The organism is Chryseobacterium sp. PET-29 (assembly GCF_025736815.1).
Lineage (GTDB): Bacteria > Bacteroidota > Bacteroidia > Flavobacteriales > Weeksellaceae > Chryseobacterium > Chryseobacterium nepalense.
This window is the reverse complement of the sequence record NZ_CP107053.1, coordinates 2238837-2265096: the sequence shown is the minus strand read 5'-3', so window position 1 is coordinate 2265096 and position 26260 is coordinate 2238837. Positions and strand designations below refer to the sequence as shown.

Genomic DNA, 26260 nt, shown 5'->3' with positions numbered 1-26260 from the left:
ATGGAAACAAATATAACACACGAAGATACAGTAACAAGGGTATTGGAAGCTTTGGAAAGTATCCGTCCGTTTCTCAATAAAGACGGAGGGGATATCGAGCTTATCGATGTGAAGGATAATCTGGTTTATGTAAAACTTTTAGGAAACTGTTCCGGATGTTCGTTAAATTTTTCTACCCTGAAACTGGGTGTTGAGAACACGATTAAGCAGCATGCTCCGGAGATAGAAAAAGTTGTAAGCGTAGAATAAAAGAAAAAATTAAATATATTTTTCAGCAGACCTTTAATATTTAGAGGTCTGTTTTTTTATTTTAGATTTTTCATATACTTATAACTTTTAAAATTGCCAATCTTTACGCAGGATTTATCTTTACAAGGAAGGGATTTGAACAAAGATTCGGTTGGTTTTAAATTTATCACACTATTTTGATTTTTATGTGTAATCGTTTTCACTTGATTTATAAGAAATTATTTAGAAAATTTATGAAATATTTATAGTAATATTTCTACATGCCCATGAATATTTTATGTATTATTTTTGTAGAAAATATTTACAGCGCTAAGATAAGGATGAATGCTTGTAACATACTTTTTTATTCATTTAATTTATATGTTTAATAATTTTTAAAGATTTTATAAAAATTATTTTCAATTATTAGGTTCCTGAATTTCCGGAATCATAAAACCGTTGTAATAACTTTAATAAAACTCCTGATAGAAAGGTATGGATAGAAATGTATATGGTATTTGGTCTGTAACTTGTATTGAAAACATAACAATAAAGAGAAGCTGTTTCCCGTTTGACTGGGACTTTTATTTAAAAAACTAACTCTATGAAAAATATACTCATTGCTGACGGTCACTATGTAGTAAGAACAGGTACAGCTCTGGTGCTAAAGTCAAAACTCCAATATCATTGTAATATAGATTTTGCTGAAACATACTCCGATACAAAGGATATGGTTTCTGAAAAGGTATATGATCTTTTAATTATTGATATTGATATACCGGGAAGTATTTTTAGGGCAATGGTAAAAGATCTTAAGAAAAAGCAAAAACACCTTAAGATTTTATTTTTTTCAACTTATGATGACAATGTAGGGATACAATACATAGAAGAGGGAGCTGCCGGATATCTCAACAAAGGAGCCTCAGAATCTGAAATCATTACCGCGGTAAATTCCATGTTTGAGGAAGGCTATTATTATACCGTGGATATGATGAAGAAGCTGGTTACTCATACTGCGGGCAGCCATTCTGTAGAAAGACTTTCTAAAAGAGAATTTCAGATTTTTAAACTTCTCGCACAGGGAAACGGGAATATAGAAATTTCAAACATACTGAACCTTAAGATGTCTACCATAAGTACTTATAAGAAAAAAATCTTTGAAAAGCTGCAGGTGAAAAATGTAGTTGATCTTGTAAGAATTTATGACGATATGCATTAATTATAAATCCCGGCAGAGAAATTCGCCGGGATTGATTTTTTTAAAGAATATTTATTTTAAGGATAAAAAAGCCCGGTAAAGGGCTTATTCAAATCAACTAAATAATGTATTCTATTTTACAACAACTCTTTTTGTTTGTCCTTCTGAAGTTTTCAAAAGATAAACTCCTGTAGAAAGTTCAGAAGTATCAATAGTTAAAGCCTTTTTATCTTTTCTGATTAATTTTCCGGACATGTCGTACAGCTCATAATCCTGCATTCTGTTGAAATAAAGAGTATTTCCTTTGGTAACAGGATTTGGGAATACATTAAAGGTAGTCTTTTCTGTTTTTATCTCACCTGTTGCCAGAGTAGGGGCGCCCGCAACTTCATACATGGATAAAGTTCCGCTTATTTCGTTGGCGATGATTACATAGCCTTTACCTGTTGTTGTATTTTCAGGAGCTACGTAGATAATTCCTTCAGGTCCGTTATCGCCACCATAAGCAGAAGTCATACGCGAATGTTTGTAATCGGTAAATGTTGGATTATTAGGGTCTGTAATATTGTAAACCATCACACCGCCGGTTCTTTCCAAAGTAATAAAAGCATAAGTCTGCCCATTGATCGTTCCTAGAGCCACACCTTCCGGCTCCGGGCCTTTCGCGCGGCTTCTGTTCTTTACAGTATTTGATTCATTATCAGCATTGAAGATCAAAGGATGATTAGCTGCAATATACCGCTCAAACTGATCTCCACTGTCGTAAACAATCTGTCTTGTATCTGCATTAAATATAGAAAAAGAACGTGCGCCTAACGCTGCAATCTCTTCAAAATCTGCGTCGCCATCTGTATTTCCTGTAGCATTAGAAACTCTGAATCTGCCCAAATTATAAGAAGCTTTCAAAATCGCTGCCTGAGGAAACAAAGCTGGATCAGGACTATAATTATTTGCTCCCACCGTTGTTCTTTCGCTGAAGCCTGAAAGATCTTTTTCATCTCCTTCGTTGGCCGTAACAATATAATGAGTATTCCCCACTTTATAATTCTGAACCGCATCCGGAGTGTAGTACGCTTTTACAGGCCAGTTGGCGATTAAAATTTCATTATTGTTATCCGATGCATCGAAGCCGTTTCCGGGAATGCTCATGTCTTTTTTACCCAGTCCCCAGATTCCGGTAATTGTTTTTGTCGCTAAATTCACCTCTGCTACCGCATTGTTTTCCTGAAGCGTAACCCATGCTTTCTGACTGTCTGAACTGATCGTAATATATTCCGGTTCCAGATCCTGGGAAAGGGTGTTGTTCGTTCTCACTTTTCTTAGGCCTGTTGCTGTTAAAGCAGCAACCTGAGCATCAAATGCATTAAAATTTAGGGTTGTTACATTAGATTGGGTAAGGTTTGCAATTCCGCCTGAAATATCAATGATGCTGATTGTACCTTCAGGATCAACGGTGTAAGCATCATTCGGTTCTCCTTCGTTAGCGGTCATTACTTTTGTACCGTCCGGTGAGAAAGTAATCATATCCGGCAAAGCACCTACGGTTACCTGTTTCAGGAAATTCCCGTTGATATCAAAGAAAACTACGGAGCCATTCTGTTGCGGATTGGTATTCGGAGAAGCGGCAGCGATGATTCCGTTTTTTACGGCAATACTGGTAATACCTCCGTACGGAGCCATGTTGATAGTATTGATTACTGTTGGGGTTGTAGGATTGCTAAAGTTAATAATATCAAAAACATCCGTAATGGAGCTGATGGTAAATAATCTCTGAGTTGCGGGATCATGAACAACAATTTCCGTAGAACTGTTGTTGTTTCCGGAAGGATCAAAACTTCCGATATAGTTTAGGGCAATCTGATTTGACGGAACAGGTGCCTGCTTGTCGTTATCAATAATATAAATTGTTGCATTATTGTCTCCGGAAATGGTTGCCCCAACAGGACTTTCAAGACTCACTACAAAATATTCTGCCTGCTGTTCTTCAGCTATATCATCAATGATCGGAATATTCACGGTATAGCTTGTTGTAGAAGGATTAATCGTAATGGTCTGATTGGCCAATGTAAAATCATTACTGTCCGCAGTACTGAACGGAGCAGGTTTTACCACAAGATTCACGGTACCATTTGATGGATTTGCAATATTTAGCTTAAATGCTAATGTTCCTGCATTTTCATTGACTTTAATAAAATTTTTATCTAATGAAACGGAAGTTCCCGCAGTAGTAAAAGTGGAAGAAGTCACCGTACTTACGGCATTGTCACTCGTATCCTCAACGGTATTCGGCTTTAAAGCCAGAAAATAAGTCTGATTGGTCGCTAAACCAGAAACAGGAATTATGGTGATTGTATTATTCGCAAATGTTGTAGTGAAAGGAACCTGTGCTCCCAAAGCATCTGTTAACCGGAAATCAACCAGATTTTGTGCATTAGCATTGGTAATTGCAGAATTATCCAGCAGCCTTACATTTTCGTTGAATGTGATAGTAGGATTTGCGGTAGAAGAAGCATTATTTGTATTATTTGCCGGAAGATACGTTACTGTTGGTGGCGTTGTGTCGGCTCCGTTTACAGCAGTTGCATCTACGGTAAAATTATCAAACCGGTTATTTCCCACACTTCCGCCGCCAGTTGGAGAGAATTCAACTTTAAGCTTAAAATTTGGGTTGTTGGAAACGCCGCTCACTCCGGAAAAATCAAATGTAATCAGCTGCGGGTTGGCATCCTGCGGGGAAATGGTCTGGTATGTCTGAAATATCGTTCCGTCCGTAGAATAAGACCATGTCTGTGTTCCCGCTCCGGAACCGGATCTTCTTGTTGTAAATTTTACAACTACATTTTGATACCCTGTCGTAGGTAGATTGAACTGCAGGTTTCCGTTAATAGGGAAGTTATATCGTAAATGGGTTCCTGCGGCATCTCCGTTTCTGGCATTCAGATTTTCAACATTGAAATTCTGTCCTGTTCCGCCTGCAAAATCGATCTCTGTCGTCCCATTAATCACTGCGTTCAGTGATCCTCCTGTTAAGCTTACTGTAGGAGTGGTAATGGCAGCAACAGAAGTATTATTGTTAAAATTCCAGTAGTGGATAAGGGATGTCTGTCCAAAAACCGCTCCCTGAAGGAAAAATGCAGCTATAACAGAACCTTTCAAAAAATAGTTATTAATCATTTTTGCTGATATTAAATTTATGCAAAAATGGGGTTTCTACTTTTTAAATATTTTAAGGTAATTTTAATAAATGATTAATAAATAGGTTTAAGATGAATGGAAAAATATTACATCGCAGGCGATGAACCGTCATCAGAATTCTCTAAAACGATCTTTGAACTTCACGAAATATTAGTTTTTCCTACTTGGACACATGGCCCGAAAAATTCAGATTTTTTCCCGTTGCTTTTCTCCCGTCAAGAGGATGTTTCTGCATATAGAAAAAACCCGAAATAGCAGTCAGAACCAATAAAATAAAAGCAACCAGAAAAATTCTTTTTATCATTCCTTTCATATCGCCAGATTTTTAATGTCCTTGATTTCTAATGTTGAGGTGGGGTATCCTTTTTGTACTGCGTTGATCATTGCTCTACCCACTTCATGTAAAGTTAATGATTTTGAAGGAAATATCACCGGAAAAAATAAAATAAAAGGTTTAAAAAACCATTTTACATTCTTCTGCCCCTCAACAGGTTTCATAAATCCGGGCCGGAAATTGTATGCAGCACTGAATCCAAGCTTCCTCAACGTATTTTCCGTTTTCCCCTTTACTCTTGCCCACATGATCTTTCCGCTCTCTGTACTATCGGTATATGCACCTGAAACGTAGTTAAATACCATATCCGGATTCTGGCTGAGTGCAGCCTTGGCAAAATGGATCGTTGTATCAAAGGTTATTCTGGTATATTCCTCTTCGCTCATTCCCATACTGCTTATTCCTGCGCAAAAGAAAACAGCGTCATAACCTTTTAGGTTTTCATCATGAAGATTCATGGCGAGAAAATCGGGAATGATATATTCTTTCAGTTTAGCATGCTTTTTTCCGCTGGTCTTACGGCTTACACTCAGAACTTCCGAAATATTGGGGTTTTCAAGGCATTCCATCAGAACACCTTCGCCCACCATTCCGGTGGCTCCTGTGAGAATTACTTTAATTGAGTTCATTATTTAATATTGTATTATTGCTGACGTTCCGAACCCCAATTTTACTTTATGGAAGATGAAAAATTATATATATTGAGTTTTTTTAATTCCGTCGAATTGTATTTGTTATTTTTTTTAAGGAGTAATTTGATTGCATCGAAAAGCAATATATTTTTTTATTGGAAGCTTTTTGACTCCGTCGAATTGTATTTGTTATTTTTTTAAGGAGCAATTAGATTGCATCGAAAAGCAATATATTTTTTTATTGGAAGCTTTTTCTTGCTTTCGCTACTCGCTTTTTCCATTTCCATTTTGCGGCGGCTTCGCCGCCGCAAAATGGAAATGGAAAAGAGCTCAAACATACCGCTCAATCAAGGCTAGGGTGGTTGTCACTTCTTCACTATTTAAAAAAGAAACAAATTGAATCAACAAAAAAACCGATCACTGACCGGTTTTAATTCTATTGAGATAATTATTTTTTGTCCTGTAAAGTACTGTAAATATTATGGATCAAACCGTCTGCTACAGAGATCTTAGGGACAAAAATCCTATTGATTTCAGACCATGTCATCACGTTATTGAAAATTTTTAAGGCATGAACCAGCACATCTGCTCTGTCTTCGCGGAGATTGTATTTTGTCATTCTTTCATCCACGGTAAGGTCATTGAACTCTTTGTAGACTTTCTTAAGATGTGATGAGGACATCGGTTTGCCGTCTTTCGTTTTGCTCATCGAAAAAACTTTATTGATGTTCCCGCCTGAACCGATCGCAACAACAGGCTTTTTGCTGTTGATATTTTTCCTGATCTCTTCCTTCATGTCCTTCCAGTTATCGGGGGTTACCAAATTATTCAGTAAGCGGATCGTCCCGATGTTGAAAGATTTCTCATACAGCATTTTGCCGTTTTCATAGAAGGTAAGTTCAGTAGAGCCACCGCCAACATCAATGTAAAGGTAGGCAAAATCTTTATCAAGGCCTTCTGCAATGTGATTTTCAAAAACCAGGGAAGCTTCTTCGTCTCCCGAAATAATTTCAATATCAATTCCGGAGGTTTTTTTTACTTCATCAATGATGTCCCGGCCATTGGCAGCATCACGCATGGCACTTGTCGCGCAGGCTCTGTAATGTTCTACCTTATAAATTTTCATCAGGTCACTGAAGATCTTCATAGAATCAATCACCATTTTCTCACGCTCCTCACCGATTTTTCCAAGGGTGAACACATCCATTCCCAGTCTCAGAGGAATTCTCAAGAGATTGAGCTTGATGAATTCAGGCTGTTTATTATTAATCTTTACTTCATTAATCAGCAGTCTGGCCGCATTACTTCCGATGTCTATGGCTGCAATCTTCATTTTTTGTTTGTTTTAGCATGTAAGTATCGATAGGTTTCAATCTGGGAACGGCATTCTTCTTTATCATTATGAATGTACTCGTTACTCAATTTTTTGTCTAAAATACGAGCTTTTACATTATCTTTCAACTGTATGTCAAGAATATCTTTCAGTTCTTTCTTAAGGTTTTTATCGGTGACTTTGGCAGCGGCTTCAATTCTGTAATCCAAATTTCTGGTCATCCAGTCTGCTGATGAAATATACATATCTTCAGCACCTTTATTATAAAAATACATGACTCTGGCATGTTCCAGATATTCATCTACAATACTGATCGCCTTAATTTTTTCTTTAAAATCCTTCTGGTTTACCGCACAGTAAATACCTCTTACGATCATTCTGATATGAACTCCGGCGTTAGCAGCCTCATACAATTTTTCAATCAGCGATCTGTCACTCACCGAATTGGCTTTAATGATCATCTCCGCATGTCTTCCTGCTTTTGCTTCTTCAATTTCTTTATCGATATGATGAACGATCTTTTCCCTCATGAATTGCGGACATACCAAAAGATTTTTGCAGGTTTTAAGAACAGGCAGAAAGTCAACCTTTGGTTTTTTAAGGATATTGAACACTTTATTGATATCTGCCATGATTCCGCGGTCGGCTGTCATCAGCAAATGATCGCCGTAAATTCTTGCTGTTTTTTCATTAAAATTTCCGGTACTTATAAACCCGTACTGAATGGTTTTGTTGTGGGATCTTTTTTTGATGATACACAATTTGGCATGTACTTTCTTGTTCGGAATACCTATCAATACTGTAATTCCTTCCGGTTCCAGCATTTCTTTCCATTCGAGGTTAGACTCTTCATCAAACCTTGCCTGCAGCTCAAGCATAACGGTAACCTCTTTGCCGTTTCTTGCGGCATAAATTAATGCGTTGATTATTTTTGAATTACTCGCCAGACGATATGCCGTAATCTGAATGGATTTTACATCAGGGTCCATCGCCGCCTCCCGAAGGAGGTCAATAACGGGATTGTATTTATGATAAGGAAATGTTAAAAGAACATCCTGTTTTAAAATAACGTCTGTTACACGGTTACCGTTTTCAAAGTCAGGATGGGTAAAAGAAGTTCTTTCTACAGGCCTTTCATATTTCTCGAAAACATCCGGGAAATCCATAAAATGTTTGAAATTATGAATCTTTCCACCAGGAATAATACTGTCCTTTTTGGATAAATTCAATTTTCGGATCAGCATCTCGAGAAGTGCTTTATCCATATCTTTATCAAAAACAAAACGGGTAGGTTTTCCCTTTCTCCTGTTTTTTAATCCTTTTTCGATTTTTTCGGCAAAATTGGTTCTGATATCATTATCAAGATCCAGTTCCGCATCTTTGGTTACTTTAAAAGCATTCGCCGAAAATTCATCATATCCGAAATACGAAAAAATATGCGGTAGGTTGAACGTAATCACGTCTTCCAGAAGCATGACATCTTTTTCCTGCGGATCTTCAGTCGGAAGCAGGACAAATCTTCCTACAAAACGCGATGGAATCTCTATAATGGCATAATTGCTGGAATACTGCCAATCCTTTTTTCTCATGGCAACACCTAGATAGAGACTTTTGTCTCTCATATAAGGCATTGGGGTATTTTCATGGAGCAGAATCGGGATCACGTTTGATTCTACCACTTCATCAAAATAGTTTCTTACAAACTCTTTCTGTTTTGGGGTTAAGTTTTTGGGAGCTTTGATGAATACATGATGATCCGCCATTTCGCCCTGGATTTTCTTCCACGTTTTATCAAAATTCTGTTGCTGCCTCATAACAATATCATTGATTTTCTGAAGAATTTTTGAAGGAGGCTGATAAAAAGATTCGGCAATTACTTTTTCTTTGAAATCCATGGCACGTTTTAACCCGGCAACGCGAACTCTGAAAAATTCATCTAAATTATTTGAAAAAATTCCTAAAAAACGGATTCTCAAATGCAAAGGAACTTTCTCGTCCATTGCTTCCTGTAGCACCCTCTCATTGAAGGCAAGCCAGGTAATATCTCTCGGATTAAAATGTAATGACATTCGCTAGTTTATAATTTATCAAAAATAATAATTCACCTTTTTTTATTGAAGTATTTCAACGTTAAGCTTTAATTAAATTTAATAAAGCCCGATGCAATTAATTTTTTATAGTGATTAAAGTTATTAAAAAAACCTATGGAATAGAAATATGCTTATGAAATTAATAATATAAATTAAAAAGTGACATTTTGAACAGCAATACTGGTTAAAATCCACCTTTACAGTATCGTTATCATATGATCGGTTAGCTTTAAAATCTCATTGTTATTGCTGATTTCAAATGGGGTGTGTCAATTTGTCATAAAAATTTGAATGGTACAAATATTGAGAAATACAGAATGTAAATTAAAATTAAAAATAGAAAAAATAAAAATATTATGAGTAAAATAATCGGAATTGACTTAGGTACAACCAACTCTTGTGTTGCTGTAATGGAGGGCAAAGACCCTGTTGTTATCCCTAACGCAGAAGGTAAAAGAACAACTCCTTCTATTGTAGCATTTACAGAAGATGGTGAAAGAAAAGTGGGGGATCCTGCGAAAAGACAAGCAGTTACTAACCCTACAAAAACGGTGTACTCTATCAAAAGATTTATCGGAACACATTTTAAAGATGATGCCTCTGAAATCTCAAGAGTACCTTATAAAGTAGTAAGCGGGCCAAACGATACCGTAAAAGTAAAAATCGACGACAGAGAATATACTCCGCAGGAAATTTCTGCAATGACCCTTCAGAAAATGAAGAAAACTGCAGAAGATTATCTTGGTCAGGAAGTGACAAGAGCGGTAATTACTGTTCCTGCATACTTCAATGATGCACAAAGACAGGCTACCAAAGAAGCCGGTGAAATTGCAGGTCTTAAAGTAGAAAGAATTATCAACGAGCCTACTGCTGCAGCGTTAGCGTATGGTCTTGATAAAAACCATAAAGATCAGAAAATCGCAGTATATGACCTTGGTGGTGGTACTTTCGATATTTCTATCCTTGATTTAGGAGACGGTGTATTTGAAGTATTGTCTACAAATGGTGATACGCACTTAGGAGGTGACGACTTTGATGATGTGATCATCAACTGGATGGCAGATGAATTCAAAGCTGAAGAAGGCGTTGATTTAAAATCTGATGCTATCGCATTACAGAGATTAAAAGAAGCTGCTGAAAAAGCAAAAATCGAATTATCTTCTTCTCCACAAACAGAAATCAACCTTCCATATATTACCGCTACCGCTACAGGTCCTAAACACTTAGTGAAGACTTTAACGAAAGCGAAATTTGAGCAGTTATCTGCAGATCTTGTTAGAAGATCTATGGAGCCGGTTGCTAAAGCATTGAAAGATGCAGGTTTATCAACTTCAGATATCGATGAAGTAATCCTGGTAGGTGGTTCTACGAGAATCCCGATCATTCAGGAAGAAGTGGAAAAATTCTTCGGTAAAAAACCGTCTAAAGGAGTTAACCCGGATGAGGTTGTGGCAATTGGTGCTGCTATCCAGGGAGGGGTTTTAACAGGAGATGTAAAAGACGTTCTTTTATTAGACGTTACGCCGCTTTCTTTAGGTATCGAAACAATGGGTTCTGTTTTCACTAAATTAATTGAAGCAAACACAACGATCCCAACTAAAAAATCTGAAGTATTCTCAACAGCTTCTGATAATCAGCCTGCTGTAAGCATCAGAGTAGGACAGGGTGAAAGACCAATGTTCAATGATAACAAGGAAATCGGTAGATTCGATCTTACAGATATTCCACCGGCACCAAGAGGAGTTCCTCAAATTGAAGTAACTTTCGATATTGATGCGAATGGTATCCTAAGTGTTTCTGCGAAAGATAAAGGAACAGGTAAAGAGCAGTCTATCAAAATCCAGGCTTCTTCAGGTCTTTCTGATGAGGAAATCGAAAGAATGAAAAAAGAAGCTCAGGAAAATGCTTCTGCTGATGCTAAGAAAAAAGAAGAAGTTGAAATCTTCAATAAAGCAGACGGATTGATCTTCCAGACTGAAAAGCAACTGAAAGAGTTTGGTGATAAGTTATCTGCAGACAAAAAAGCAGCAATCGAAACTGCTCATGCAGAATTGAAAACCGCTTTTGAAGCTAAAAATGCAGATGATGTAAAAGCTAAAACAGAAGCACTTGATGCAGCATGGATGGCAGCTTCAGAAGAATTGTATGCAGCAGGACAGCAGCCTGGTGCCGATGCAGGAGCTCAAAACCCTGGTGGTAACAATGCAGGAGCAGATGATGTACAGGATGCAGACTTTGAAGAAGTAAAATAAGCATAACTTCATAAAAATAAAGGCCGCTTTAAACGCAAGTTTAAAGCGGTTTTTTTATGCTGGAAATTGACTTTATGACGTTAAAGATCATTATGTTTTATAACTCAGACACTTATAAAATTATAAATCGGAATTGGCTTAAAAACATTCACCAATAAACAAAATCTGCAGGATTTGTAATCGTGGTATGTTGCAAATTTTAATGCAAATTCAGTATAAATACTTAATTCAGCTAATACGGTAATGTTTAATTTTATCGGGAAAATAATTGCTGAGTCATATTGCTTTAAAAATGAATATAAATTAGAAATAATAAATTATTAACTAATTTTTTTTAATAAATAGCAATTATGTCAATAATAAATTTAAATTTGTAATAAGATGTGATTACTGTAAAGCAGTTTATCACTCATAAAACTAAAAAACTAAAATAAATAATCATGAAAATCATAGTAAACTATTCTTTTCCAAATTAATATCACATTTTCGGGACTAATAAGATCGTAAAATACGGGCTTTCAAACATTGTTTGAATTTTACTGTATGGATGCTTCTTTCACTCCGACATCTGCTGACAGCTTAACAATTTATTCAGGTTGGGATTCTATTTATCATTCTCCTGAGTAGGTTATACTTTAATAAATTTTCATTTTAAAAACAATAATTATGGACGGAACAATTGGAGAAATCCGACTTTTTGCCGCAAACTTTGCTCCCAAATCATGGCAGTATTGTAATGGCGCTTTATTGGCTATCAGGTCAAATACGGCCTTGTTTTCACTTCTAGGAAATACCTATGGAGGAGATGGGATAACTACCTTCGGTCTCCCGAACCTTGCGGGAAGGTCGGCTGTAGGTGCAGGGCAGGGTCCCGGTTTATCATATTACAGTTTGGGAGAAGCGACAGGTACAAACTCTGTAACTCTCACCATGTCAAATTTGCCTGCTCATACCCATAATTTGTCAGGGAATGTTGTAATTCCTGCTTATTCGGATGAAGGGGATTCGGGAACTCCGGCGAACAATATCCTCGCATCAAAGGCATCGATGTACAGCAATCAGGGTACCGACTCTACGACAAAACCAATTCCGATGGCATTGCAGGTAGGTGTTTCGGGGGGGAATAACGCGCTCACTATTGTTCAGCCTTCACTTGGAATGAATTATATTATTTGCCTTTACGGGACTTTTCCTCCAAGAGGATAATTACTGAAATTTAAAATAAAATTAATAACAATTAAAGATATCATTATGGAAGGTTATATAGGAGAAGTGCGTTTATTTGGTGGAAATTTTGCTCCGCTTGGCTGGGCTTTCTGCGACGGAACACTTTATAGTATCTCACAATTTGAGGCAGTATACACAATATTAGGAACTACTTTCGGTGGCGATGGCCGCAATACGTTCGGCGTTCCGGATCTTCGAGGAAGAGTTGCTGTAGGAACAGGCCAGGGAGCTGGTCTTACTCCTATAGATTTAGGAGAGGTAGGCGGAACTGAAACGGTTACCATGACTACCGCGCAAATGCCTGCGCACAGCCATACCGCAGCAGCAACAATTGCATTTCCATGTTTTTCAGATGAAGGTAATACGGGATCTCCGGCAGGTAACGTACTCGCAGGTTCAGCTGCAGCATATTCCACTCAGGCACCAGATACTTTTATCGCACCGGCTACCACAACAGGTTCTATATCTGCTGTTGGAAGCAATGTTCCATTTAGTATTATACAGCCTGTATTGGCAACCAACTACATTATTTGTCTTGAAGGGTATTATCCACCAAGACAGGATTAATTCATTTAACTATTAATAGAAAAACGATTATTATGGAAGGAACCATGTCAGAAATAAGAATGTTTGCCGGAAATTTTGCTCCCAAGTATTGGGCGTTTTGTCAGGGGCAGACAATATCGATTAGTACTAACCAGGCACTTTTTGCGCTTTTGGGTACAATGTACGGAGGTAACGGGACAACAACCTTCATGCTGCCGAATTTTGCAGGAAGAACAGCTGTGGGAACCGGTACCGGAGCAGGAACCAAAGTATTTCAATTAGGAATGACAGCAGGTACTGAAACGGTAACCTGCGATATACAGCACATGCCAACGCATACGCACACTGCAGGGTCTGAAACAGTTTCAATAAAAACATTTTCAGATGAAGGAAATACAGGTTCTCCTGCAGGCAGTACACTTGCATCATTACAGGGTTTGTATTCTAGCGAGCAGCCAGACAGCACCATGAAAGCAATACCTAATGCATTCGCGTTAAGCGTTTCAGGAGCAGGGCAGCCGATGAGTATTCGTCAGCCTTATCTGGGAATGAATTACATCATCTGTATGTACGGGATTTTTCCGTCAAGATCTTAATTAGCATTTATTAATTCAGTCTGCGGCAAAACAGTTTGCCGCAGACTGACTTTATTAAGAATATGAAAATAGCTTTACTTTTACCGCGCTCTGTTATTTATCCGTCTATTTCATTTGATATTATGGACGGTTTCAAACAATCCCTTAAGAATATGGGACTGGAAGGATACCATGAAATCATTTCAGCAGGAATTGGGGTTGCTGCAAAAAACGAGGAAATTTATGATCATTGCGAACAGTTTTTGCTCGCCGGTACAGATGTCATAATAGGATATATGAATCCTTTTTCAGCAGAATTTATACATCCTCTTTTTGAATCTTCGGGAAAAACCCTCATCGTTCTTGATAGTGGTTATCATTTTCCTAAATTCAGCAAAAAGCTTTCAAATGCATGGTTTATCTCTCTTCAGGGTGGCCTTTGTACACGTGTAATAACACATAAAGCCATTGAAGACGGATTCAGGAATTTTGCATTCAGCTGCTCTTTTTATGATGCAGGATACCGTCCTTCTTATGTATATGCAGCTGCTGCTGAAGAAAAAGGAGGATCTATAGTTTTTAACCACATTACTTCTTTAAAGCGTTCTGATTTTACATTGAAACCACTTACGGAATTTCTTGAAAAAGAACAGAACACTGCGGTACTTGCAACTTTTTGTGGTGATATGGCTGAAGACTTTTTTGCGGGAAGCAGCGAAATGTCCGGCCATTATAAAGTATATGGTACGGGATTTACTGCGGATGAAACCTGGTTGGGAAAAATACCATATCCCGGATATGATTGGAGTACAGCAATAGCCTGGTCAAGAAATTTGAAGATTCCTGAAAATGAAACTTTTGTAAATATAATGGATGGAATTAAATATGGTAAAGCCAACCTTTTCTCTTTATTGGGATGGGAAGCTGCACAGTTGATAGGACTGGAAAATACAGAGTTTAATGAAATGACCATTCATTCACCACGTGGAAAAGTATATATGAATCCTGAAAACGGATTTTCGGAGACTGAAGTTTATTATGCGACCGTTTCAAAAGATGACAAAACAGGAAACTGTCTTTTAAAAGACTGTTATGCAGCCTCGGTTACAGAAATGGAACGCGAAGCGTTAGAAAGGAATATTGAATATATAAGAACTGTAGAGGCCAATACGTGGCTTAATGCATATGCGTGCTTAGAATCATGACAGGTCCATTTAAAATAGCAGTTTTATGTAATAACCGGATGGCATTTCCGGCTTTGCAGGCTTTACATGCTGCAGGCCGGCTTTGTGCGTTAGGAGTGCCTGATAAGAATCCGGAAGTTATCGAATTTTGCTCCATGCTTTCAAAGCAGTCAGGAATACCTCTTTTTATTATGACATCCGAAAGCTGCACCGGTCAGATAAAAAATATGATGGAGGTTTCCGGCGCCAATACCGTTTTTACCATGACTTTTCCCTGGAAAATTTCTTCTGAAATTCTTGCGCTTTATTCTGGTAAATTTTACAACTTTCATTACGGGCTTTTGCCGGAAATGCGAGGGGCAGATCCTGTCTTTGAAACCATAAGAAGCCGTTCTGGACAATCGGGAATTACTGTTCATGTTATTGATCGGTATATCGATAAAGGAGCCATTATTCTTAAAAAAAATATTCCTGTTACTGCGGAAATGACACATGGGGCATTATGCACTCACTTGTCGTGGTTAGGCGCCAATCTTTTAAATGAACTTTTAAACCTTTTACAAAGAAATTTTTTAGGAACGGAACAAAACGAAGAAATGGCCCGGTATTATCCGAAACCAGGTGCTACAGATGTTTGTATTTCCTGGGAGAAGCAGGATGCTGAAACCATTGAAGCATTAATAAGAGCATGTAATCCCTGGAATAAAGGAGCGTATACTCAATGGAACGGATGGAATATCAGGCTAGTGGAAGCTACGTCCGTTGAGATTGCAAATCATCATACGGGAACTCCCGGAACCATACTTTCTTTGGATAAGGAAAATGGGTTAATTGTTAAATGTAATGATAATTCACATCTGAGACTAGATATCGTCTACGTCGAAGAGGGCTTCATGAGCGGACATAAATTATCTGCTTTCGGGCTTAGAAATGGTGAACAATTTTTGAACTTATAACTTAAATATAATTAAAAATGAAAAATTTTTATTCTACAATTAGAACGCTGGCGAAAACAGTCGTCATTATGGGAGCGTCGTTGCTGGGATATGCCCAGGCTCAGACGACGCTCTCTCCCGGAGGGATTGCGTTTACCTCTTATGATTCGAGTTCTACTTCGGTAGATGTATTTTCATTTGTTTTGCTTGCCCCTATTTCAAGCGGAACACAAATAAGCTTTACCGATCGGGGATATCAGGGAAGCAATGCCTGGCAAGCAGCCGGATCAACAGAATCTGCAATTACATGGACCAGCGGTACTGCGTTGCCGGCCGGTACTGAAGTGTATATTTCAGCGTTGTCAGCTTCTGTTTATAATCCTGCAACAAGTACATCTATACCCAATGGTACTGTAGCGCTTACCGACGGAACATCTTCCAATGGATTGGTTTTATCATCTGTGGGAGATCAGATTATAGCTTTCCAGGGAGGAAACGGTAGTGTTACAGGTGCTAATGTGACTTGTATTGCCGGTATCAATTATTTTTATACAGCAGGATCTACAACAGCTGCATGGAATAGTGATGCGGTTGGAAGTCCCAATGCTTCATTAATGCCACCAGGACTTACGGGAGGTACGAATGCATTTTATACAGGGCCGGTATCTGGTGTCACAGTGGCTAGATCCGGAAAGTTTAACTGTACCGGTGTTCCAACATCAACAGTTGCCAATATAAGAACAGCGGTCATGAATAATGCCAACTGGACACTTAGTACTGCTGCAGGATCGCAGTATTCAGGGTGTACGTTCTTGGCCAGTAATCCTGTAATTACGGCAAGTCCGGCAAACAGAACTATATGTGCAGGAGGCACTACTACCTTTACGGTTGCTGCTTCAGGGGCTAGTTCTTACCAGTGGTATCAGAATTCTGGTAGTGGATTTATTGCTTTGACTAACACCGCTCCTTATTCAGGAGTTACAACCAATACTTTGACCATCACGGGAGCTACTTCAGCCATGAACGGCTATCAGTATCGTGCCGTGGCTATCGGTTCAGGCTCTGCTACTTCTAATGCTGCTACATTAACGGTTGTAAGCATAAGTACCACAGGAAGCAAAACTGATGTATCCTGTAATGGCGGGTCCAATGGTGTTGCTACGGTAGTACCATCAGGTGGTGTTGCACCTTATACATATTCTTGGGCACCTTTCGGTGGCACCGCTGCAACGGCTACAGGTTTATCTGCCGGAACTTATACTGTAACGGTAACGGATAATTTGGGATGCCAATCTACAAGAACATTTACGATTGATCAGCCAGCAAGTGCAGTAAGCGGAACAACGGTAGTAACGAATGTAGCATGTAACGGCGCTTCTAATGGCGCGATCAACTTGACTCCGGCAGGAGGAACAGCACCTTATACATTCAACTGGGGTGGAGGAATCACAACCGAAGACAGAACAGGGCTAGCTGCCGGAACATACACGGTAATCATCACTGATGCCAACGGATGTACCGCAACAGTTAATGCCACAGTAACGCAGCCAGCAAGTGCAGTAAGCGGAACAACGGTAGTAACGAATGTAGCATGTAACGGCGCTTCCAACGGAGCGATCAACTTGACTCCGGCAGGAGGAACAGCACCTTATACATTCAACTGGGGTGGAGGAATCACAACGGAAGACAGAACAGGACTAGCTGCCGGAACATATACGGTAATCATCACTGATGCCAATGGATGTACTGCAACAGTTAATGCCACAGTAACGCAGCCAGCAAGTGCAGTAAGCGGAACAACGGTAGTAACGAATGTAGCATGTAACGGCGCTTCTAACGGCGCGATCAACTTGACTCCAGCAGGAGGAACAGCACCTTATACATTCAACTGGGGTGGTGGAATCACAACGGAAGACAGAACAGGACTAGCTGCCGGAACATACACGGTAATCATCACTGATGCCAACGGATGCACCGCAACAGTTAATGCCACAGTAACGCAGCCAGCAAGTGCAGTAAGCGGAACAACGGTAGTAACAAACGTAGCATGTAACGGAGCTTCCAACGGAGCGATCAACTTGACTCCGGCAGGAGGAACAGCACCTTATACATTCAACTGGGGTGGTGGAATCACAACGGAAGACAGAACAGGACTAGCTGCCGGAACATACACGGTAACTATCACTGATGCCAACGGATGTACTGCAACAGTTAATGCCACAGTAACGCAGCCAGCAAGTGCAGTAAGCGGAACAACGGTAGTAACAAACGTAGCATGTAACGGAGCTTCCAACGGAGCGATCAACTTAACTCCGGCAGGAGGAACAGCACCTTATACATTCAACTGGGGTGGTGGAATCACAACGGAAGACAGAACAGGACTAGCTGCCGGAACATACACGGTAACTATTACTGATGCCAACGGATGTACCGCAACAGTGAGTAGAACAGTGACCCAGCCTACAGCTCTTAGTGCCACTACTTCCCAGACGAATATCGCATGTAATGGGGGGTCTACAGGAGTAGCAACTGTTAACGTTTCAGGAGGAACAGCACCTTATACGTATTCATGGTCTCCATCAGGAGGAACAGCTGCAACGGCTACAGGATTATCTGCCGGAACTTACACCGTGACTGTTACTGATGCTAATGCATGTACATTAACCAGAACATTCACTATTACTCAGCCTACAGCTCTTAGTGCCACTACTTCCCAGACGAATATCGCATGTAATGGCGGATCTACAGGAGTAGCAACTGTTAACGTTTCAGGAGGAACAGCGCCTTATACGTATTCATGGTCTCCATCAGGAGGAACAGCTGCAACGGCTACAGGATTATCTGCCGGAACTTACACCGTGACTGTTACTGATGCTAATGCATGTACATTAACAAGAACATTCACTATTACTCAGCCTACAGCTCTTAGTGCCACTACTTCCCAGACGAATATCGCATGTAATGGCGGGTCTACAGGAGTAGCAACTGTTAACGTTTCAGGAGGAACAGCACCTTATACGTATTCATGGTCTCCATCAGGGGGAACAGCTGCAACGGCTACGGGCTTATCTGCCGGAACTTACACCGTGACTGTTACTGATGCTAATGCATGTACATTAACCAGAACATTCACTATTACTCAGCCTACAGCACTTAGTGCTACTACTTCCCAGACGAATATCGCATGTAATGGCGGGTCTACAGGAGTAGCAACTGTTAACGTTTCAGGAGGAACAGCACCTTATACGTATTCATGGTCTCCATCAGGGGGAACAGCTGCAACGGCTACGGGCTTATCTGCCGGAACTTATACAGTAACTGTTACTGATGCTAACGCATGTACCTTAACCAGAACATTCACTATTACACAGCCAACGGCTCTTAGTGCTACTACTTCCCAGACAAATATCGCATGTAATGGCGGATCTACAGGAGTAGCAACTGTTAACGTTTCAGGAGGAACAGCACCTTATACGTATTCATGGTCTCCATCAGGAGGAACAGCTGCAACGGCTACAGGATTATCAGCTGGAACCTATACTGTGACTGTTACTAGTGCAAATGGATGTACATTAACAAGAACATTCACTATTACGCAGCCAGCAAGTGCAGTAAGCGGAACAACGGTAGTAACAAACGTAGCATGTAACGGCGCTTCCAACGGAGCGATCAACTTGACTCCGGCAGGAGGAACAGCACCTTATACATTCAACTGGGGTGGAGGAATCACAACCGAAGACAGAACAGGGCTAGCTGCCGGAACATACACGGTAATCATCACTGATGCCAACGGATGTACCGCAACAGTTAATGCCACAGTAACGCAGCCAGCAAGTGCAGTAAGCGGAACAACGGTAGTAACAAACGTAGCATGTAACGGCGCTTCCAACGGCGCGATCAACTTGACTCCAGCAGGAGGAACAGCACCTTATACATTCAACTGGGGTGGTGGAATCACAACCGAAGACAGAACAGGACTAGCTGCCGGAACATACACGGTAATCATCACTGATGCCAACGGATGTACCGCAACAGTTAATGCCACAGTAACGCAGCCAGCAAGTGCAGTAAGCGGAACAACGGTAGTAACAAACGTAGCATGTAACGGCGCTTCCAACGGAGCGATCAACTTGACTCCGGCAGGAGGAACAGCACCTTATACATTCAACTGGGGTGGAGGAATCACAACTGAAGACAGAACAGGACTAGCTGCCGGAACATATACGGTAATCATCACTGATGCCAATGGATGTACTGCAACAGTTAATGCCACAGTAACGCAGCCAGCAAGTGCAGTAAGCGGAACAACGGTAGTAACGAATGTAGCATGTAACGGCGCTTCTAACGGCGCGATCAACTTGACTCCAGCAGGAGGAACAGCACCTTATACATTCAACTGGGGTGGAGGAATCACAACCGAAGACAGAACAGGGCTAGCTGCCGGAACATATACGGTAATCATCACTGATGCCAACGGATGTACTGCAACAGTTAGTAGAATAGTAACGCAGCCTACAGCTCTTAGTGCCACTACTTCCCAGACGAATATCGCATGTAATGGCGGATCTACAGGAGTAGCAACTGTTAACGTTTCAGGAGGAACAGCACCTTATACGTATTCATGGTCTCCATCAGGAGGAACAGCTGCAACGGCTACAGGCTTATCTGCCGGAACTTACACCGTGACTGTTACTGATGCTAATGCATGTACTTTAACCAGAACATTCACTATTACTCAGCCTACAGCACTTAGTGCCACTACTTCCCAGACGAATATCGCATGTAATGGCGGATCTACAGGAGTAGCAACTGTTAACGTTTCAGGAGGAACAGCACCTTATACGTATTCATGGTCTCCATCAGGAGGAACAGCTGCGACGGCTACAGGATTATCAGCTGGAACTTACACTGTGACTGTTACTGATGCTAATGCATGTACTTTAACCAGAACATTCACTATTACACAATCAGCTCCGGTAGCGGCTCCGACAGGAACTTCACCTCAGAATTTTGCTCCTGGAAGTACTCTGAGTGCTTTGGTAGTAACTGGTCAGAATATCAAGTGGTATGCTTCATCTTCAGACGCACAGAACCATGTAAACAGTCTGCCGCTTAGCACAGCTTTGGTGCACAATACTACTTATTATGCTACACAGACTGTAGGATCATGTGAGTCTATAGCTTCTTTAGCAGTAGTGGCAATTAATACTACTCTTGGTGTTGCTGATAATACAAAAACAAAATCTCAGCTTCAGATTTATCCTAATCCGGTAAGAGATATTTTGAATTTCAGCGGACAGGAAGTGATCACCAAAGCAGTAATTTTTGCTGCAGATGGAAGAAGAGTAACTGAAAAGAAACTACAATCAGGGGAAAGAAGCATTGATGTTCACGCTTTACCTCAGGGAGTATATCTGATTCAGGTATTTACAGATAATGGTATGCAAACCTTTAAATTCATTAAGAAATAGTTTCATACATTTAATCAATTATAATAAAGGGACTGTCTAATTTTAGGCAGTCCTTTTTATTAATCTTAGATATTATTATGAAATATTTGGTAAACCTGTATAATGGTTCCGTAAATTCAGGAGTGGCGAGGTAATTTTCACTCATAATTCATAATTTTTTTAATAGTTTTCTAAAATAATATGATTTATTCATAAAGTGAAATAATGTCAGTACTTAAAAGAAGAACTCTTAACTTTAGTAATCTATTCATATGCTATGACTTACAATATACCTGAAAACTTAAAAGGACTTACAGAAGCCGAAGTTGAACTTTCCAGAAAAAAATACGGATACAACACTTTGGGAGAAGTTCAGAAAGAAACATGGATGAATGTTCTTGTCAGCATTCTGAAGGAACCGATGCTTATTTTACTGATTTGTGTTTCATTTATTTATATTCTGATAGGAGATTACGGGGAAGCGCTATTTATGTTTGCTGCCATACTTGCCGTTACGGCAATCTCTTTTTATCAGGATAACCGAAGCAAAAAAGCGCTGAAAGAACTGGAAAAGCTTAATGAACCTTTAAGCAAAGTAATCCGGAATTCAAAAATCATAGAAATTCCAACTTTTGAAATTGTGGTGGGGGATTTATGTATTACTGAAGAAGGAAATCTGATTAATGCAGACGGAAGAATTGTACACAGTAATGATTTCTCAGTCAATGAATCTTCTCTTACCGGAGAAAGTTATTCTGTATTTAAAGACAGCGAATCTGAAGATAATGAGATATTCAGCGGAACAGTAACCGTTTCCGGTCTTGCAGTATATAGGGTAGACCGTATTGGCAGAGAAACGAGAGTAGGAAAAATAGGACAGTCTATTATCAATATCAAAGAAGAAGAATCGCCGCTGCAGATCCAGATCCGGAAGTTTGTAAAAGGAATGGCGATCATCGGAATCATTATTTTTCTGGGAGTCTGTACTTTCAGTTTCATCAAAACGGGAAATTTTCTTGGCAGTCTTTTGAACGGTCTTACGCTGGCTATGTCCGTGCTTCCTGAGGAAATTCCTGTGGCTTTTACAACTTTTATGGCATTGGGAGCCTGGAAGCTGATGCGAAACGGTATTATCATCAAGCGGAGCAGTATTGTGGAAACTTTGGGAAGTGTAACGGTAATCTGCACCGATAAAACAGGAACAATCACTGAAAATGTTATGCAGCTTAAATATCTTTATGATTACCGCTCAGATATGGTGTACGGACAGGAAGAATTTAATTCGGAAAAACTAAACCGGCTGATTGATTATGCTATGTGGAGCAGTGAGCCTGTTCCTTTTGATCCTATGGAAATTACGCTTCACAAAACCTATGAGCAGAACCGTCCTGATGATGAAAGAAAAAGCTATAAACTTTTTCATGAATATCCGTTGGAAGGTAAGCCTCCGATGATGACCCATCTGTTTGAAAATGAACAGAAAGAAAGAATTGTTGCTGCGAAAGGAGCACCGGAAGCTATCATTAATGTTTCCAGACTTTCAGAAGAAGAAAAAATTAAAATACGTGGAGTAGTAAAAAAATTCGGAGAACAGGGATACCGGGTTTTGGGAGTGTCGATGTCAGGCTTTGAAGGAAATGATTTCCCGGAAAAACAACAGGATTTCAGTTTTGACTTCCTTGGATTAACCGTATTTTATGATCCTCCTAAAAAAGAAATTAAAAAAGTATTGGAACAGATCTATAATGCGGGGATAAAAATAAAAGTAATTACAGGAGATAATAGCGATACAACACAGGCTATCGCCCTGCAGGCGGGAATTAAAAACAGTACGGCCGCGGTGAACGGTAATGATGTTGCATCGGCTTCAGAAGAGGGATTGATGAAAATTGCCGAAGAGAAAACCTTATTTACCAGAATGTTTCCTGAAGCAAAACTTAAAATAATCACGGCCTTAAAAAAGCAGGGTCAGGTAGTAGCCATGCTTGGAGACGGTGTAAATGACGGACCGGCCTTAAAAGCAGCACATATTGGTGTGGCAATGGGAAATAAGGGAACTGAAATTGCCAAATCGGCAGCAGCAATGGTGCTTATGAATGATGATCTGGAAAAATTGGTTGTTGGGATTGCTGCGGGGCGGAGAATTTATGCCAATATTAAAAAAGCGGTTCAGTATATTATTTCTATTCACATTCCCATTATACTTACCGTTTCGCTGCCTCTGTTTTTAGGCTGGGTATTTCCCGGTATTTTTACTCCGGTACATGTTATATTTTTAGAGCTGGTTATGGGACCTGCCTGCTCTATTGTCTACGAAAATGAACCTATGGAGAAAAATACCATGAATAATCCGCCAAGAAACCTTACGGATACTTTCCTCAACTGGAAAGAACTTACCATAAGTATTATTCAGGGATTGGTAATAACGGCCGGAATATTAGGCATCTATCAATATTCCGTCTATCTTGGAAATGATGAAATCAAAACCAGGGCGCTCGTTTTCAGTACTCTGATTTTTGCCAATATATTGCTCAGTCTTGTAAACAGGTCTTTTTATTACAGCTTTATAGAAAGTTTTAAAAACCGTAATTCGCTGCTTGCGGGGATTACGGTATTGGTATTGGTACTGCTTTTTGTTATTCTGTATATAGATCCTGTTTCAAGGTTCTTTAATGTAACATCTCTGAATATCAATGAGCTATTGCTGGTAGTGGCTACAGCTGCTGTTTCGGTACTATGGTTTGAACTTTATAAATTTGTTAAAAGAATTTCAGTTTGATATCGACAATATTATCATTACATTATGGATTATATTAAAACTTCGGGCGGAACCAAAGGTTCCGCCCGAAGTTTATTGTAAATACTTTATTTACCGAAAAATAGTTTGTCTTGTTTTCGTTGCTCATCATAAATTTCCTGGAAGCTTACCGGCATATATTGATAAAGAAGTTTCCAATGCTGAATTTTAGCATGTTTTTTAAAACTTTCAAAAGATCTTACAAAGAGATTTTCAATGATATCTTTTATGTAAGAATTCCCGTTTCGGTAGATCAGATGCATCAGTTTCATATGATGGGAAATGATATTTATCTTTGCTTCCAACAGGAGACTTTTCAAATAATTGATAGTGGCCTGAATGATACCTGCAAAATTATTCTGTACGGAAAGTTGGGAGATTTCGGTGCGCAACGGCGGGTAAAAAAACTTTAAATATTCAACAGCTATTTTTTGATCAATAGTTTGCATTGGTGCATTCATCATAATTAATTTCAAGTACTTTATTTAAACGAAAACCGTACCAAAGTTTATAAATTCTGTGGAAACAGTCTGAAAATAAAATATAATCAGATACTGTGGCTGTAAATCTGTCGGGCATACACTTTTTGAAGGTCAGGTGAAAGACGACTGAAAATCAGATCACGGTATTCTTTAGCACAGAAAGCGGTACAGCTGTCCAGTGAATACACAAAAGAATTTTCAATTGCACTTTTTACCATCTTATCTCCTTTGTTGTACAATTCATTCATTTTTCCAAGGCATTTAAATAAACAGCTGGTGTTGTTCTGCCGGATCATGTTTTTTACTTTATCGGTTAAAAAACCAATAATATGATACGAATTCTCTATTTTTTTTTCATTAAGATCATTGCAGATTTCCGGAATTGCAACGGTTATTTCCTGAGTGGCTTGTAAATAGTTCATATATTTTGTGGTTGGTTAAAAAAATATTATCAATAGATTTAATAATAGTTGAAAGGCTATCAGAAGGATATTCACAATCATAATGCCAAATTTCAGGTTGGTGTGGGGTATTCAAATGTATTGTTTTGATAGTCAGGTTATTATTTATAAATAGCTAATCCGGTCACCAGACCGGCCACTCCCAAATTGACAAGGTTTTTTTATCAAAATGAAATGGTGCTGATTCTCTGATATTATTAATATCTTTGCAGTCCAAAAATATTCAGGAGATGTTTTCAAAAATCGTAATGCACAGAGTAGGAAATAAAATCAACGGAGAATCGTTAATGCTTTCTCAGGAAGAACTTCAGCTTGATGAGGGAATGGCAGAGCTGCTGGAGAATTATTTTCTTGGATCTTTCAAATCAGAAGAAACGTTTCATTTTTACAGCGATTCTTATCTGGTGAATAATCCGGTCTACAGTTCCGTATCTGAAATTTTTGATGACAAGGCCAAATTTCTCTGGGAAGCGGAAAATATTGCCAAACATCTTTTTGAAGCAGCCGAAAATCCAAGAGTTCAGGGAGGAGAATTATTTATCATTTATTTTGAAGATGAAAGAGAAGGCACTGAAAAAGTTGACAAAATCGGGATCTTTAAAATGGAAAAAAGAGAATCTTTCCTTAAAATTTCTCCTCAGGAAGACAGTTTCGTGATAGAAAAAGATCAGGGTATCGGTCTTTCCAAAATAGATAAGGCGGCTCTTATTTATAATAATGATAAAGAAACGGGGTACGTACTTTCTGTAGTGGACAACAATAAAAACGGGGATATGTATTACTGGTTTGAAGATTTTCTGAAGGTAAAACAGCGTGATGACGAATATTTCCACACCCAGGAAGCATTGATGGTATATAAAGATTATATCACCAAGCAGCTTCCGCAGGAATTTGAAGTTTCCAGGGCAGATCAGGCAGATTTTCTAAACAAATCCATCAATTTCTTTAAAGAAAAAGAAGAATTTAATCTGGATGATTTTAATAAAGAAGTACTTCAGGATGAGCATGTTATTGAAAGTTTTGTGAATTTTAAAACCGATTATGAGCAGGATATGCAGATCAATATCGCAGAAGAATTCCCGATCAACGAAACGGCTGTCAAGAAAACCCAGAGGCATTTTAAAAGCATTATTAAATTAGACAAGAATTTCCATATCTATATCCACGGCGACCGCCAAAAAATCGCACAGGGAGAAGATGAAAAAGGAAAATATTATATGCTATACTTCGAAAAAGAAGTGTAATGTTAACAGTTGTGTATTTTGCAAAATAGTTAGCGAACAAGCTGCTACGGCAAAAATGTTGCTATTTTAAAATAAACCAAATAAAAAAGGCTATTAA

General features: G+C 39.1%; 18 protein-coding genes. 11 read left to right on the top strand and 7 right to left on the bottom strand.

Going from position 1 to position 26260, the window contains the following annotated elements; genetic code table 11:
- Together ODE14_RS10005 and ODE14_RS10000 are read left to right on the top strand one after the other, a co-directional pair.
- Nucleotides 1–249, top strand: coding sequence for a NifU family protein (locus ODE14_RS10005; protein WP_169229467.1), 249 nt, complete (start codon nt 1–3; stop codon nt 247–249).
- Nucleotides 250–832: 583 nt separating this feature from the next.
- Entirely contained in the window at nt 833–1447 is a 615-nt protein-coding gene (locus ODE14_RS10000; RefSeq protein WP_248391449.1) for a response regulator transcription factor, read from the top strand.
- Nucleotides 1448–1558: 111 nt separating this feature from the next.
- Here ODE14_RS10000 and ODE14_RS09995 read toward each other — a convergent pair whose 3' ends face one another.
- The 5 genes from ODE14_RS09995 to ppk1 all read right to left on the bottom strand — a co-directional run bounded on the left by ODE14_RS09995 (nt 1559) and on the right by ppk1 (nt 8989).
- Entirely contained in the window at nt 1559–4600 is a 3042-nt protein-coding gene (locus tag ODE14_RS09995) for a choice-of-anchor I family protein (protein ID WP_263601347.1), read from the bottom strand.
- 181 nt (nt 4601–4781) lie between these two features.
- A complete protein-coding gene (locus ODE14_RS09990; protein ID WP_248391453.1) occupies nt 4782–4934 on the bottom strand; it encodes a hypothetical protein in 153 nt (50 codons plus the stop codon).
- Nucleotides 4931–5584, bottom strand: coding sequence for an NAD-dependent epimerase/dehydratase family protein (locus ODE14_RS09985; RefSeq protein WP_248391455.1), 654 nt, complete (start codon nt 5582–5584; stop codon nt 4931–4933). The genes ODE14_RS09990 and ODE14_RS09985 overlap by 4 nt, the downstream gene beginning before the upstream one ends.
- A gap of 451 nt (nt 5585–6035) precedes the next feature.
- On the bottom strand, nt 6036–6920 hold the full coding sequence (locus ODE14_RS09980) for an exopolyphosphatase (protein WP_248391457.1): 885 nt from the start codon (nt 6918–6920) through the stop codon (nt 6036–6038).
- Nucleotides 6917–8989, bottom strand: coding sequence for a polyphosphate kinase 1 (gene ppk1, locus ODE14_RS09975; RefSeq protein ID WP_248391459.1), 2073 nt, complete (start codon nt 8987–8989; stop codon nt 6917–6919). The genes ODE14_RS09980 and ppk1 overlap by 4 nt, the downstream gene beginning before the upstream one ends.
- 377 nt (nt 8990–9366) lie before the next feature.
- On the opposite strand from ppk1, the gene dnaK reads away from it, so the two are divergent.
- The 8 genes from dnaK to ODE14_RS09935 all read left to right on the top strand — a co-directional run bounded on the left by dnaK (nt 9367) and on the right by ODE14_RS09935 (nt 23958).
- On the top strand, nt 9367–11262 hold the full coding sequence (dnaK, locus tag ODE14_RS09970; RefSeq protein ID WP_263601346.1) for a molecular chaperone DnaK: 1896 nt from the start codon (nt 9367–9369) through the stop codon (nt 11260–11262).
- Nucleotides 11263–11928: 666 nt separating this feature from the next.
- The gene (locus ODE14_RS09965; protein WP_248391463.1) at nt 11929–12468 is read left to right on the top strand and encodes a phage tail protein; all 540 of its coding nucleotides are present in this window, start codon (nt 11929–11931) and stop codon (nt 12466–12468) included.
- A 45-nt stretch (nt 12469–12513) separates the two neighbouring features.
- Nucleotides 12514–13056: a phage tail protein gene (locus ODE14_RS09960; protein WP_248391474.1), complete on the top strand. Its 543-nt coding sequence runs from the start codon at nt 12514–12516 to the stop codon at nt 13054–13056.
- A gap of 32 nt (nt 13057–13088) precedes the next feature.
- A complete protein-coding gene (locus ODE14_RS09955) occupies nt 13089–13631 on the top strand; it encodes a phage tail protein (protein ID WP_248391476.1) in 543 nt (180 codons plus the stop codon).
- A gap of 62 nt (nt 13632–13693) precedes the next feature.
- The gene (locus ODE14_RS09950; protein ID WP_263601345.1) at nt 13694–14815 is read left to right on the top strand and encodes a hypothetical protein; all 1122 of its coding nucleotides are present in this window, start codon (nt 13694–13696) and stop codon (nt 14813–14815) included.
- Nucleotides 14812–15750, top strand: a complete 939-nt coding sequence (locus ODE14_RS09945) for a formyltransferase family protein (protein ID WP_263601344.1) — start codon at nt 14812–14814, stop codon at nt 15748–15750. Before ODE14_RS09950 ends, ODE14_RS09945 begins: the two co-directional genes overlap by 4 nt.
- A gap of 17 nt (nt 15751–15767) precedes the next feature.
- Entirely contained in the window at nt 15768–21200 is a 5433-nt protein-coding gene (locus tag ODE14_RS09940; protein ID WP_263601343.1) for a T9SS type A sorting domain-containing protein, read from the top strand.
- A gap of 256 nt (nt 21201–21456) precedes the next feature.
- On the top strand, nt 21457–23958 hold the full coding sequence (locus ODE14_RS09935) for a cation-translocating P-type ATPase (RefSeq protein WP_263601342.1): 2502 nt from the start codon (nt 21457–21459) through the stop codon (nt 23956–23958).
- Nucleotides 23959–24044: 86 nt separating this feature from the next.
- Here ODE14_RS09935 and ODE14_RS09930 read toward each other — a convergent pair whose 3' ends face one another.
- Together ODE14_RS09930 and ODE14_RS09925 are read right to left on the bottom strand one after the other, a co-directional pair.
- Nucleotides 24045–24452: a hypothetical protein gene (locus tag ODE14_RS09930; RefSeq protein ID WP_248391486.1), complete on the bottom strand. Its 408-nt coding sequence runs from the start codon at nt 24450–24452 to the stop codon at nt 24045–24047.
- 71 nt (nt 24453–24523) lie between these two features.
- On the bottom strand, nt 24524–24880 hold the full coding sequence (locus ODE14_RS09925) for a hypothetical protein (RefSeq protein WP_263601341.1): 357 nt from the start codon (nt 24878–24880) through the stop codon (nt 24524–24526).
- Nucleotides 24881–25149: 269 nt separating this feature from the next.
- Here ODE14_RS09925 and ODE14_RS09920 point away from each other — a divergent pair, with 269 nt between their 5' ends.
- Nucleotides 25150–26163: a nucleoid-associated protein gene (locus ODE14_RS09920; RefSeq protein ID WP_263601340.1), complete on the top strand. Its 1014-nt coding sequence runs from the start codon at nt 25150–25152 to the stop codon at nt 26161–26163.
- Nucleotides 26164–26260: the final 97 nt, after the last annotated feature.